Below are 12340 nucleotides of genomic sequence, written 5' to 3'. Positions count from 1 at the left end.
ATGTCGATGCGTGCAGCGTCATTCAGACGAGAGTATTGGCAATCTAGCCCTAGCCGTCAAAGGGCCATCATGTCTGGTGGCACTTTTTATCCTATAAGGAATGTTCATGATGAGAATCGGCGCTTCCAGGTCGATGCGTTGCCCTATGTCGGTGCGATTGCGTGAGACTTGAGCACCCTTTGTCGGATTGATGGAAGGCGGTGTCTGTTGCCTGGCGAGGCTGCTTTGCGCCTGCTGCGGCCTGGCATGGACCGGCACTGGTTCATGGCTGAATCTACATCACTGGTGTGTCGAGCGCACAGATCTGGCGGAGCCCGGCGAAGGCTTGCCCGAGACGCCGACCCAGGTGCCAGACACGAAAAACCCGGCCACATGGGCCGGGTTTTTGCGTTACGGGGCTTGGACTCAGGCCGCGTAGTTCTGGGCGACGAAGTCCCAGTTGACCAGGTTCCAGAACGCCTCGACGTACTTCGGACGCAGGTTGCGGTAGTCGATGTAGTAGGCGTGTTCCCAGACGTCGCAAGTCAGCAGCGGGGTGTCGCCGCTGGTCAGCGGGCAGCCGGCGCCGATGGTGCTGGCCAGGGCCAGGGAACCGTCAGCTTTCTTCACCAGCCAGCCCCAGCCGGAACCGAAGGTGCCGATGGAGACCTTGCTGAACTCTTCCTTGAACTTGTCGAAGGAACCGAAGGCAGCGTTGATGGCGTCAGCCAGGGCGCCAGTGGGCTGGCCACCGCCGTTTGGCGACAGGCAGTTCCAGTAGAAGGTGTGGTTCCACACCTGAGCGGCGTTGTTGAAGATGCCGCCCGAGGAAGTCTTGACGATCTCTTCCAGGCTCTTGCCTTCGAACTCGGTGCCCGGCACCAGGTTGTTCAGGTTCACGACGTAGGTGTTGTGGTGCTTGTCGTGGTGGAATTCGAGGGTCTCGGCGGAAATGTGCGGCTCGAGAGCATTCTTTTCGTAAGGCAGCGGCGGCAATTCAAAAGCCATGGTCTATCTCCTACTCAGGTCGTGTGCGGTATGCGCCAGGCCGATCACGGGCGGCCCGTGGAGGGCGTTCACAACTGCTGCGCTAGCGGCTTTGCAAACACCACTCGAAGCGGCGTCGAGTTTGTACTCTTTGCGCCGCAGACTCGGGATCATAGCACCCGGCCACGGCCATAACCACGCAACATCTGTGTGGGAAAGCCGGTGCCAGGGCCTCTGCGACAGTGGCTTCGACCATCGTGCGCGCCAGCAGTTGCCTTTACAGGGCTCCGGCTTTTTTCCAGGCCAGATAACTGCTGACCAGCTCCGGGCCCAGTTCGCCCGGGCGGGCGTCGAGCACCGGCACCTCATGGGCAGCCAGGCGTTCGTGCAATTCGGCGCGGGCGTTGAGGTAGTCGAGCGTGCCGCAGTAGGCGAGGGCCTGGTCGAATTGCTCCACGGGCGTATGGCGCAGGCGGTCCAGCGCTTCCTCGCGCAGGCTGGCGATCAGCACGCGGTGTTGGCGCGACAGGCGGCGTACGGCGGCGAGCAGATCCTGGTCATCCTCGTCGCGCAGGTTGGTCACCAATACCACCAGCGAGCGGCGGCGCTGACGCGCCAGCAGCAAGTCGGCAGCAGCGCTGAAGTCGGCCGGTTGCTGGCTGGTGTCGAGGTCATAGACGGCATTGAGCAGCACGTTCAGTTGCGCGGGGCCCTTGACCGGTGCCAGGTAGCGTGACTGGTTGCCGGCGAAGGTCGCCAGGCCCACCGCATCGCCCTGGCGCAGCGCCACGTAGCTGAGTAGCAGGCAGGCATTGAGGGCGTGGTCGAAGTGCGACAGCTCGTCGTCCTGGCTGCGCATGCGCCGGCCGCAGTCGAGTAGGAAGACGATCTGCTGATCGCGCTCGTCCTGATACTCGCGGGCGATGGGCATGCGCTTGCGGGCGGTGGCCTTCCAATCGATCTGGCGTAGCGTGTCGCCGTCACGAAACTCACGTAGCTGGTGAAACTCCAGGCCCAGGCCGCGGCGTGGGCGCTGGCGCACGCCCAGTTGGCTCAGCCAGTCGTCCACGGCTTTGAGCTGCGCGCCGTAGAGACGCGCGAAATCCGGGTAGACGCGGCTTTCGTCGGCGAGCGGCAGCAGGCGTTTGGCCTGCCACAGGCGCAGTGGACTTGGCAGCTTCAGCTCGCACCGGGCGAAATGGAAGTGCCCGCGGATCAGCGGCTTGAGGCGATAGCTGACGCGCGTCTGCTGGCCGGGGTGCAGGGTGATGCGTTGTGGCAGGAACTCGAAGGCCATGCCTTCGGGCACATGATCGAAGACTTCGATTTCCTGTGTTTGGGTGAAATCGTGATGGGCGATCAGTTGCACCTCGCTCCAGCGTCCCAGCGGCAGGTTGCCGGGTAGCACGCGCTCCAGGCGCGGCGAGCCCTGGCGGCGCAGCCACAGCCCATCGACGGCAACGATCAGCAGCAAGGCCAGCAACAGCCCCCAGGCCAGCGGCATCAGACTTTCTGCCAGGCGAATGCCGAGCAGTGGCAGGGCGCCGAGCAGCACGGCAGCGGCGAACAGGCCGCCGAGCAGCCCGAGGAGCAGGCGCGAAGGTTTCATAGGCGCGGTGCCGGTACCTGATCGAGCAGCTGCTGCAGAACCTGATCCACCGACAGGCCTTCGATATCCAGCTCAGGCGCCAAACGCACGCGATGGCGCAGCACGGCCAGTGCGCAGCTCTTGATGTCATCCGGCAGAACGAAGTCGCCGCCACGCAGCAGCGCGCGAGCACGGGCGCCGCGCACCAGGGCGATGGAGGCGCGCGGCCCGGCGCCCATGGCCAGGCCCGGCCAGCTGCGAGTAGCACGGGCCAGGCGTACGGCGTAATCGAGCACCTGGTCATCCAGGCGCAGGTCGCTGGCAATCTTCTGCAGTGCCAGCACGTCCTTGGCCTGCAACAGGGTGCGCAGCGGGCTGACTTCGAGCATGTCGGCCTTGGCCGAGCGGGTCACCTGGCGCACCATGTTCAGCTCTTCGTCCTGCTGCGGATAATCCATGCGCAGCTTGAGCATGAAGCGGTCCAGCTCGGCTTCCGGCAGCGGGTAGGTGCCTTCCTGCTCGATCGGGTTCATGGTCGCCAGCACCATGAACGGCAGCTGTACCGGCAGGGCGCGACCTTCCAGGGTGACCTGGCGTTCCTGCATCACTTCCAGTAGCGCGGCCTGGGTCTTGGCCGGTGCGCGGTTGATCTCGTCGGCCAGCAGCAGGTTGGTGAATACCGGGCCCTTGCGCAGCTTGAACTGCTCACTCTGCATGTCGTACACGGCATGGCCGGTGACATCACTGGGCATCAGGTCCGGGGTGAACTGGATACGCGCGAACTCGCCGCCGAAGCAACGCGCCAGGGCGCGTACCAGTAGCGTCTTGCCCAGGCCGGGCACGCCTTCGACCAGCACGTGGCCACCGGCGATCAGTGCGGTGAGCACGTCATCGATCACCGCGCTCTGGCCAATCACGGCCTTGCGCAGTTCGGCGCGCAGGGCCTGCGCCAGCTGGCTGGCACGCTGGCGTTGCTGTACCTGCGGATTGCTCGGCGCGGCGGCCGGGGTTTCCTGCTCCGGCAGGTTGTCGTTCTCGGGGATCTCGCTCATAGGGCATTCCTGAGGGTTTGCAGGTGGGCGACCTGGCGGGTGAAGTCACTGGCGGACAGGCGTTGCGGCGGCAAGGGGCGCATGGCCTGGCTGATGTCCTTAGCGGGCAGGCGGGTCAGGCGACCGAGCACCTGCCACTGATCGGCTACGGCGAGCTTCTCGAAGCCTGGGTAGCGGCGTCGCGCACGGCGATTGATGTCCTGCTGCAGGCCTTTGAGCAGGCTGTGCTGGCCACTGCGGCGAAGGAGGAAGTCGGCGCTGCCGCGCAGGTGTTCCTCGAGCTGGCGGCGTGCCCGGCTGGCCGGTGCCTGCAGCGGGCCGTGACGCACGCCGACGTGCCACAGGGCGGCGATGATCAGCAGGGCCAGAACCAGCAAGGCCAGCGGGAAATGGCGCAGCAGCAGGCGCGCCAGGCCTTCGCTGTCGGCTTGGTAGAGCAGGGTCACGGCGCTGTCCTGGCTCAGATACCAGAGCAGCCAGGCGTGGTCGTATTCGTTGATGTTGCGGTTCTGCCAGATCCACGGGTCGCTCAGTACGGTAATCAGGCCATCGCCGTGGTACAGCTGCAACAGGTGCGTGGCGGCCTCGCTGTTGGCCCAGGCATGCGCGCGATTCTGCGCGTCGTACAGGTGGAAGTCGGTGTCGAAGGCGATATAGGCCGGCGCCTGCTCGTTCTCCAGGTAGAGCTTGGTGAGTTGCGGGTAGGCCTCGCGCGCTTCGTCCTGCTGGTTTTCCGCCTGCGCCTCGCTGGCCTCTTCATCGTCCAGCTCGTCACTCATGTACTGCTGGATGCCGAGCAGGTCGAGCAACAGGTCGCCGCTCTCGCCGTCCTCTTCGTCCCACAGTCGTTCGGCGATGAACAGCAGATGACCGCCATTGGCCGTCCATTGCAGTACGCGCTCGACCTGGCGCGGCGTCATGTTGCCGCGGTCGGCCAGCAGCATCAGGGTCTGGCCTTTGCTGGGCAGATCGTCGAGCACTTCCAGGCCTTCTGCGCGGCGCGCGGCGATGCCCTGCTTGCGCAGAAAATGTTCGGCGGCCAGGTAGGGGCTGCTGGCAACCTCGGGGGCAGGGCCGTGCTCGATCACGTCTTCATACGGTTCGAGTTTGCCCAGCACGTAGCTGGCGATCAGCCCCACAACCAGCAGCAGGGTCATGGCGAGGATGAATCCGCTGCGCCGACTCATGCCGCACGCTCCTGGCCGAACAAGCTGCGCCAATCCTGGCACAGGCTCTGACGTAGGGACTCGGTGGGCACGCGGTGACCATAAGCCAGCGCCTGCCAGTGCTGGGTGAGCAGGCGACTATAGTCCTCCAGGTTCTGCTGCCCAAGGCCGGCTACCAGGTGCAGCACTTCCCCTTCGGTGTGCGACTGCTTCAGCGGCAGACGGTGTTCGTGCAGCAGGCGGCTGAGCAGGGCGCGGTAGAGCAGGCCCAGTGCCGCGCGCGGTTGTTCGGCCCAGAGCCGCTCGGCTTCGCTGGCGACGTCATCGGGCAGGCTCTCCGGCGCCAGTTCCAGGCCAAAGAGTTGTTGCGGCGCCGCTGACCGGCGCCGCGTCGGCAGGCCGATGCGCTCGCCAAAGGCCTGCAGCCATTCGCGATAGCGCCAGAAGATGAAGGCCAGCAATGCGGCCAGCGCCGCCCACAGCAGCACTTCGAAAATTTGCGCGACGACATCCAGGCTCTTCCACCACTCGCCCAGCTTGAGCAGGTTCTTGAGCATGTCGAGGAAGGCTTCGACGTCTTCCGGTTTGGGGTCTTCTGCAGGCTTCTCTTCGCCCAGACGCCAGCGCGTGACGGTTTCGCGATGCTGGAAGGGTGGCTCGTCGAGCAGCGCTTCGATGCTTTCACGTGCGGCCTGGCTGGTCAGCGGCTGCTTGAGCATGCGCGGGGCATCGGGGGCTTGCGCGTCGGTCTGCTCAACCTCTTCGCTGACGATCGGCGGCGTGTCGGCCCAGGCATCGCCTGGCAGCTGCGCCAGCAGCACAGCGCAACCGAGCAGCAGAGCGTAGGCGCTGCCAGTCAGGCGCTGGTGCAGGCGGCGGAAGGTCAGCTCGATATCCCAGGCCTCCAGGGCGGTACGGCGATTGAGATAGAGGGTAAAGCCGCAGGCGACGTAGACCGGTTCCCAGAGGATCAGCAGCAGTACGTAGAGCAGGTTGGACAGGTGCTCCAGCCACAACCACTGGCCGCTGCTGGCGGCGATCAGGCTTTCCCAGGTCCAGTCCAGCTCCATCTGTTGCGGCAGCATCAGGTAAAACAGGGCGACCAGGCCCATCCACAACGCGATTTCCAGGTGCACGCCCACCAGCGTCAGCCAGGTAGCGGCGGCGCTGTCGCGCTGGCCGAGCACCACCAGACGCTGGCTGCGCGCCTGACCGGAGAGGCCTTCGAGCTGCAGCACGGGCAGATCGAAGCTGCGCGTCGGGCTCAGACGGCGCCAGGTCAGGCTGGCCAGCAACTGTGGCCACAGCAGTTTCGGCAGCGCACGCAAAGATTGCTTCAGCGAGGGCGTATTGCCGAACAGCGCCTGCGAAAGAATGTACAGCGGCAGCCGCTCATAGGCGGGTTTGAGCCACCAGAACAGGAACACTGCCCAACCCGGATACTGCCAGAGCAGGGCGCAGAGCAGGGCGAACAGCGGCAGGGTGACCAGCGCCCAGCTGGCCATCAGCAGGCCGGCGTGACGACGGGCCAGCAGCACGCCGAGGTCGATGGCTTCCCAGGCGCTGCGCGGGCGAATGGCGACGCTGGCTTCAGTCAGGCGCATGCTGCCTCCGCCCGGCCAGTAGCAGATAGCTCAGTACCAGTACCCAGAGACCCGCACCGACGATGTACTTGATGTTCGGGCTGGCGAAGGTGGTTGACGACCAGAACGCTTCGATGAATGCGGCCAGCAGTAGGAACAGGATCACCCCGCAGACCAGCTGGATCGCCTTGCCGGCTGCCAGGCGCAGGGCTTCGCCGCGGGGCAGACGGCCCGGCGCGAGCAGCGCCCAGCCGAGCTTGAAGCCTGCCGCGCCGGCCAGGGCGATGGCGGTCAGCTCGAAGGCGCCATGGCCGATGACGAAGGACCAGAACGGCTCGCCGTAGCCGATGCGCGTCAGGTGGCCCGCCACGGCGCCGATCATCAAACCGTTGAACAGCAGAAAGAACAGGCTGCCGAGGCCCAGCAGCAGGCCGCTGGCGAAGGTCTGAAAGGCGATGCCGATGTTGTTCATGATGTAGAAGCCGAACATCACCCAGTCATCGCCGGAGCCGCGTTCGCTGAAGCGGCCGAGGCGGCGCGCATCGGGATCGTACATACGCTCCATTTCGCTGACCTGATCGGGGCTGACCAGGCTGAAGATCAGTTCGGGATAGAGGTATGTCAGCAGCCCCATCAGGGCCAGGCTGCCGAAGAACAGCAGGCTGGCGACGCAGACGCTGCGCCATTCGCTACGAACCAGGCGCGGAAAACCGCCGAACAGAAAGCGGATCATCTGCGCGCCAAGGTGGCTGCGATGACGGTAGAACTGCTGATGGCCACGCATGGCCAACTGCTGCAGTTGATCGATCAGATGGCTGCTGTAGCCGCGCGCCTGGGCCAGAGCCAGGTGCTGGCAGAGTTGTCGATAGCGGGCGGCGAAGCTCTGGCAGGTTTGCGCTTCGGCCTTGCCGCGCTCGAGTGCCTCGAGCTGGCTGTTGAAGGCATCCCAGTCCGGCTGATGGCGACTTTCGAACAGACTCTGCTTCACGGAGCGCTCCCCAGCAGGCCACGGGCGATGCCGTTGAGGCGCGGTTCTGCCTGCTCTACAGGCACCTGCAGCGGTTCGGCCAGTAGCGCCGCCAGCTCCGCTCTGCGGGCTGCGGACAACTGACTGCCACGTTCGGCGAAACCGAGGATGGCGCGTTGCTCGCCGAGGCTGAGCGGGAAGGGCGCTTGCAGCGGTTCGGCGTCGGCGAGTTGCGGTTTGCTCAGCGGCGCGTCGCGGTAGACCACCAGCGTGCCGGCGGCGATATCGCCGAGACGCTTGAACGCCGGATGGTTCAGGCAACTGATGATGCCCAGGGTGTAGCCGAACGGCAGGATGTCGACGAAGCGCAGCAGGTTGCGGGTCAGCGAGGCAGCCCAGCCGATGGGCGTGCCGTCATCGTGCACCACGCGCAGGCCAAGCATCTGCTTGCCGGGGGAGCGACCCTGGTTGAGTACCTCGAACAGCACCATGTACCACCAGGTCACGAGAAACAGCAGGATGGTGCCCAGACCCATGCCGAACTGACCGAGCAGGCCGAGGACGATGAACATCAGGGCGAGAATCAGGCCGCGAATGGCCAGGTCGATGGCGAACGCCAGGGCGCGCGGGACCAGCCCGGCCGGTCGCAGATGCAGATCGATGCCTTCCGGCGTTTCGACCTGATAGCGGGTATCCAGGGGCGGCAGGGGGGATGAAAAGCTGGCGCTTGAGCGTGAGGGCATCGGCGGACTGCATCAAGGAAAGCCCGATGCTAGCGAGCAGCGGGCCACGAACGCAACCGGGCCAGCGAGCTGGCCCGAGTCACGTCGGCTTACTGGGCGGCCGGCAGCACGCCGAAAATGGTGCGATACAGCACGCCCATGGCCACGACCATCAGCGGAATGCTCCACACCAGACCGATGCCCAGCGGAATGGCGCTGACCATGACGATCAGACCGAGCACGATGAACAGACCGAAGACCTTGAACCAGTGCTGGGTGATGGCTTTGCGCGAGGCTTCCAGCGCCTGCCAGGGCGACAGGCCGCGCTCGACCACCAGCGGGATGGCCAGCAGATAGGCAACGCCCAGGTAGATGCCGGGGATCAGCAGCAGGATCATGCCGAGGTAGATCAGCAGCATCATCACCACGGCGGTGATGATCAGCGGTACGGTGCGGCCAAAGTGGCTGAAGATCTCGTTGAAGCTCAGCGGTTGGTCGGCCGCACGGCGAATGCCGACCATGTTGATGCCGGCCATGAAGGGGTAGGCCAGTGCCGAGGCCAGCAGCGAAATCAGGATCTCGCCGACGAATACCAGAAACAGGTTCTCGCTCAGCGCGCCGAAGATGCCCACTACGCCGCCGAGGATGAAAGTGGCTGCCAGAAGCACCACGTAGAACACCAGGAAGCCACCGATGATGATGCCTTTGGTGCCTTTGACCTTGCTCCAGGACTCACTCAGCAGTTCGCCGATGCTGAAGTCATAACCGCGTGCCAGGGCCTCTTCGATGCTCGGCGCATGGCCCAGAGACGACTGTTGCAGGTCGCTGGTGGGGGCTGCGTAGGGATTGGGGGTGATCGCGTCACTCATGGCTGCGTCCTTGTACAGAGTGGAAGAGGAGCGCCAATGCTAATGGTTACAGCATTTTTCTCAAGTGCAGTGCGTCCGTTCATGCGGCACCTGTGCGCTGGTTCATGCTTTTGCCGGCGGCGGCGAGGCCGGAGGTGAATGATAGACTGGCGGCAATTTTGCCTTGGGTACGGAGCCGCCAATGACTTCCAGCATTTTCTGGTACGACTACGAGACCACCGGGATCAACCCGCGTTGTGATCGTCCGTTGCAGGTGGCGGGCATCCGTACCGACGAGGCGCTGAACGAGATCGGCGAGCCGCTGAACATCTATTGCCGGCCCAGCGACGATATCCTGCCGCACCCGGCTGCCTGCCTGGTGACCGGTATCGAGCCGCAGCGCCTGCTGCAGCTGGGCCTGGACGAGGGTGAGTTCATCACCCGGGTGCATGCCGCGCTGTCGGCGCCGGGCACCTGCGGCGCCGGCTACAACAGCTTGCGCTTCGATGACGAGGTGACGCGCTACAGTCTCTACCGCAATTTCTTCGACCCGTACGCCCGCGAATGGCAGGGCGGCAACAGCCGTTGGGACCTGATCGATCTGGTCCGTACCGCCTACGCGCTGCGCCCTGAGGGCATCGAGTGGCCCGAGGAAGACGGGCGTGTATCGCTCAAGCTGGAGCGGCTGACCCAGGCCAACGGCATCGATCACGGCCAGGCGCACGATGCGCTGTCCGACGTGCGTGCGACCATCGGCCTGGCGCGCCTGCTGCGTGAGCGGCAGCCTCGGCTCTACGACTTCCTCTATCAGCTGCGCAGCAAGCAGCGGGTCATGGATCAGATTCGCCTGCTGCAGCCGGTGCTGCATATTTCCGGACGTTTCTCTGCGGCGCGTCACTATCTGGCGCCGGTGCTGCCGTTGGCATGGCATCCGCGCAATCGTAACGCGCTGATCGTCTGCGACCTGCAGGCCGATCCATCGCCCTTGCTGGACCTGGATGCCGAAGTCCTGCGCAGTCGCCTCTACACGCGCCGCGAAGACCTGGCCGAGGGCGAAGCGCCGGTACCTTTGAAGTTGCTGCATATCAACCGCTGTCCGGTGGTGGCGCCCTTGGCCGTGCTGCGTGAGACGGATCGTCAGCGGCTGCAGCTGGACTGGTCGCTCTGCGAGCGCAACGTCGAGGCCCTGAAGAACGCGCAGTCGCTGTGGCAGGACAAACTGGCCGCCATCTACCGCGAGGAGCCCTTCACCGGCAGCAGCGATCCTGAGCAGCAGCTCTACGATGGTTTTATCGGCGACCGTGATCGTCGCCTGTGCGAACAGGTGCGTAGTGCTCAGCCTCAGTCGTTGGCCGACGACAAATGGCCATTCGATGATGCGCGACTGCCGGAGTTGTTGTTTCGTTATCGCGCGCGCAACTTTCCCGACAGCTTGTCGCCCGACGAAGGTCAGCGCTGGGTGGATTTTTGCCGGCAGCGATTGAGCGATCCACAGTTCGGCGCTCCCAATACTCTGGGGCAATTTCGCGCAGCGCTGGAGCAATCGCGGCTTGGCTGCAGCCCCCGGCAACTGCAACTTCTGCAACAGTGGCAGGCCTATGCAGAAGAACTGCAGGCGCGTTTTGCTGTGGATGGGATCGTGGTCTGATTTCGTCCAGGACTGCTATGCCAACGGGATGAAAACGCTCGCGCTCGTCAGCTGTTTCCAAGAAAAAGTCTAGGCGTTGGGAACTTTCGCGGGTGCAGGATCACGCCTGCTGACGGCACAGTAAAACTACTGCTAATTGAGCGTGCCAACTCGCTACTCAAAAACATTGCCTAAAACTGCTTTTCTGACGCATGAAAAAAATACCGGCAATAAAAAACGCCAGCATGGCTGGCGTTTTGCGGTGTTGCCCTGGCGTTAGCCCAGCAGCGTGGCCCAGCCCTCGACGGCGTCGGCGCCCCACTTGGCCTTCCACTCTTTCAGCGTCTTGTGGTTGCCGCCTTTGGTTTCGATCACTTCACCACTGTGCGGGTTCTTGTATTGCTTGACCTTGCGCGCGCGCTTGGTGGCAGCAGGCTTGGCGGAACGGACGCCTTTGCCGCTTTTGGCTTCAGGATCGAGCAGAGCAATGATGTCGCGCAGCGACTTCTGATATTCGCCCATCAGGGTGCGCAGCTTGCCTTCGAATTCCAGCTCTTTCTTTAGCTTGTCGTCTTGCGACAGGTTCTTCAGGCGTTCTTGCAGTTCTTTGATGGCTTCTTCTGTAGCGCGGTATTCATTGATCAGCGACATGGGCGTTACCTTGGCGTGAATAAGTCTGTGGTAGTCAACAGTGGCCTAATAATAGTCAGGCACTAATAACAAGTAAACAGCGGCACATAAAATTGCTGCAGTGCAATGCAACCCTTTGTGTCGACTAGGCCTAAATTAAATCGACTATTACAAATAGCGCTGGGAAGTTTTCCAGGCTCCACGCTAATGGGTTAGCCGGGCGTCCTAAGCCGAGCGCCCGTCGTCGCCCTACTGCAGTTTTGCCGGCTTATCGTTAGAATGGCCGGCTTTATGCGCCGCCATTGGGATCTTAGTTATGCGCACGTTCAGATTGGTGATTTCCTGCCCCGACCGCGTCGGCATCGTTGCCAAAGTCAGTAATTTTCTCGCCACCTATAACGGCTGGATCACCGAAGCCAGTCACCACTCCGACACGCAGAGTGGCTGGTTCTTCATGCGTCACGAAATTCGTGCCGACTCGCTGCCATTCGATCTGGAGGGTTTCAAGCAGGCGTTCTCGCCCATCGCTCGCGAGTTCTCCATGGAGTGGCGCGTCACCGACTCGGCGCAGAAGAAGCGCGTGGTGCTGATGGCCAGTCGCGAATCGCACTGCCTGGCCGACTTGCTGCACCGTTGGCACAGCAATGAACTTGATTGTGAGATCCCCTGCGTGATCGCCAACCATGACGACCTGCGCAGCATGGTCGAATGGCATGGCATTCCCTATTTCCATGTACCGGTCGATCCTGCGGACAAGGCACCGGCCTTCGCCGAGGTGGAGCGTCTGGTCAAGGAGCATGGGGCCGATGTCATCGTTCTGGCGCGCTACATGCAGATTCTGCCGCCAGCGCTGTGCGCCGAATTCGCCCAGCGCGTGATCAATATCCATCACAGCTTCCTGCCGTCCTTCGTCGGTGCCAAGCCTTACCACCAGGCCTCTCTGCGTGGCGTGAAGCTGATCGGTGCAACATCTCATTACGTTACCGAAGAACTGGATGCTGGTCCGATCATCGAACAGGATGTAGTCCGCGTGACGCATCGCGACGATATCGAGGAAATGGTGCGCCTGGGCAAGGACGTGGAGAAGATGGTTCTGGCACGTGGGCTACGCTATCACTTGGAAGACCGAGTGCTGGTACACGACAACAAGACGGTGGTGTTCGACTGATCTTGCTGCGTGGGCCGGCCCGG

11 protein-coding genes are annotated in these 12340 nt (G+C 63.4%); 2 read left to right on the top strand and 9 right to left on the bottom strand.

What is annotated here, in order from left to right:
* Positions 1-405 precede the first annotated feature (405 nt).
* The 8 genes from B2U07_RS07150 to B2U07_RS07115 form a co-directional block, all read right to left on the bottom strand.
* Positions 406-987, bottom strand: a complete 582-nt coding sequence (locus B2U07_RS07150) for a superoxide dismutase (protein WP_003462535.1) — start codon at positions 985-987, stop codon at positions 406-408.
* 256 nt (positions 988-1243) lie between these two features.
* Positions 1244-2575, bottom strand: a complete 1332-nt coding sequence (locus tag B2U07_RS07145; RefSeq protein WP_296276530.1) for a DUF58 domain-containing protein — start codon at positions 2573-2575, stop codon at positions 1244-1246.
* A complete protein-coding gene (locus tag B2U07_RS07140; protein WP_419096329.1) occupies positions 2572-3579 on the bottom strand; it encodes an AAA family ATPase in 1008 nt (335 codons plus the stop codon). Before B2U07_RS07140 ends, B2U07_RS07145 begins: the two co-directional genes overlap by 4 nt.
* 23 nt (positions 3580-3602) lie before the next feature.
* Positions 3603-4793 (bottom strand): DUF4350 domain-containing protein, encoded by a 1191-nt coding sequence (locus B2U07_RS07135; RefSeq protein ID WP_296276526.1) that lies wholly within the window; start codon positions 4791-4793, stop codon positions 3603-3605.
* On the bottom strand, positions 4790-6376 hold the full coding sequence (locus B2U07_RS07130) for a DUF4129 domain-containing protein (RefSeq protein WP_275545886.1): 1587 nt from the start codon (positions 6374-6376) through the stop codon (positions 4790-4792). The genes B2U07_RS07135 and B2U07_RS07130 overlap by 4 nt, the downstream gene beginning before the upstream one ends.
* Entirely contained in the window at positions 6363-7343 is a 981-nt protein-coding gene (locus tag B2U07_RS07125) for a stage II sporulation protein M (protein ID WP_275545885.1), read from the bottom strand. The genes B2U07_RS07130 and B2U07_RS07125 overlap by 14 nt, the downstream gene beginning before the upstream one ends.
* The gene (locus B2U07_RS07120) at positions 7340-8065 is read right to left on the bottom strand and encodes an RDD family protein (protein WP_275545884.1); all 726 of its coding nucleotides are present in this window, start codon (positions 8063-8065) and stop codon (positions 7340-7342) included. The genes B2U07_RS07125 and B2U07_RS07120 overlap by 4 nt, the downstream gene beginning before the upstream one ends.
* Positions 8066-8154: 89 nt before the next feature.
* Positions 8155-8913, bottom strand: coding sequence for a hypothetical protein (locus B2U07_RS07115; protein ID WP_275545883.1), 759 nt, complete (start codon positions 8911-8913; stop codon positions 8155-8157).
* Positions 8914-9094: 181 nt separating this feature from the next.
* On the opposite strand from B2U07_RS07115, the gene sbcB reads away from it, so the two are divergent.
* Positions 9095-10540, top strand: coding sequence for an exodeoxyribonuclease I (gene sbcB / locus B2U07_RS07110; protein ID WP_275545882.1), 1446 nt, complete (start codon positions 9095-9097; stop codon positions 10538-10540).
* Between the two features lie 255 nt (positions 10541-10795).
* Here sbcB and mvaT read toward each other — a convergent pair whose 3' ends face one another.
* On the bottom strand, positions 10796-11170 hold the full coding sequence (gene mvaT, locus B2U07_RS07105; RefSeq protein WP_275545881.1) for a histone-like nucleoid-structuring protein MvaT: 375 nt from the start codon (positions 11168-11170) through the stop codon (positions 10796-10798).
* Positions 11171-11465: 295 nt separating this feature from the next.
* On the opposite strand from mvaT, the gene purU reads away from it, so the two are divergent.
* Entirely contained in the window at positions 11466-12317 is an 852-nt protein-coding gene (gene purU, locus B2U07_RS07100; RefSeq protein ID WP_275545880.1) for a formyltetrahydrofolate deformylase, read from the top strand.
* Positions 12318-12340 lie beyond the last annotated feature (23 nt).

Source organism: Pseudomonas sp. UBA7530, assembly GCF_002479365.1.
In the GTDB taxonomy this organism is placed as follows: Bacteria; Pseudomonadota; Gammaproteobacteria; order Pseudomonadales; family Pseudomonadaceae; genus Aquipseudomonas.
Note: the sequence above shows the minus strand (reverse complement) of the source record. Positions and strands in the feature narration are given on the sequence as shown.

What these genes read in the sequence shown, in the direction of transcription:
- B2U07_RS07150 (WP_003462535.1), bottom strand. Translation starts at nt 987, where the DNA reads ATGGCTTTTGAATTGCCGCCGCTGCCTTACGAAAAGAATGCTCTCGAG.
- B2U07_RS07145 (WP_296276530.1), bottom strand. Translation starts at nt 2,575, where the DNA reads ATGAAACCTTCGCGCCTGCTCCTCGGGCTGCTCGGCGGCCTGTTCGCC.
- B2U07_RS07135 (WP_296276526.1), bottom strand. Translation starts at nt 4,793, where the DNA reads ATGAGTCGGCGCAGCGGATTCATCCTCGCCATGACCCTGCTGCTGGTT.
- B2U07_RS07130 (WP_275545886.1), bottom strand. Translation starts at nt 6,376, where the DNA reads ATGCGCCTGACTGAAGCCAGCGTCGCCATTCGCCCGCGCAGCGCCTGG.
- B2U07_RS07120 (WP_275545884.1), bottom strand. Translation starts at nt 8,065, where the DNA reads ATGCCCTCACGCTCAAGCGCCAGCTTTTCATCCCCCCTGCCGCCCCTG.
- B2U07_RS07115 (WP_275545883.1), bottom strand. Translation starts at nt 8,913, where the DNA reads ATGAGTGACGCGATCACCCCCAATCCCTACGCAGCCCCCACCAGCGAC.
- sbcB (WP_275545882.1), top strand. Translation starts at nt 9,095, where the DNA reads ATGACTTCCAGCATTTTCTGGTACGACTACGAGACCACCGGGATCAAC.
- mvaT (WP_275545881.1), bottom strand. Translation starts at nt 11,170, where the DNA reads ATGTCGCTGATCAATGAATACCGCGCTACAGAAGAAGCCATCAAAGAA.
- purU (WP_275545880.1), top strand. Translation starts at nt 11,466, where the DNA reads ATGCGCACGTTCAGATTGGTGATTTCCTGCCCCGACCGCGTCGGCATC.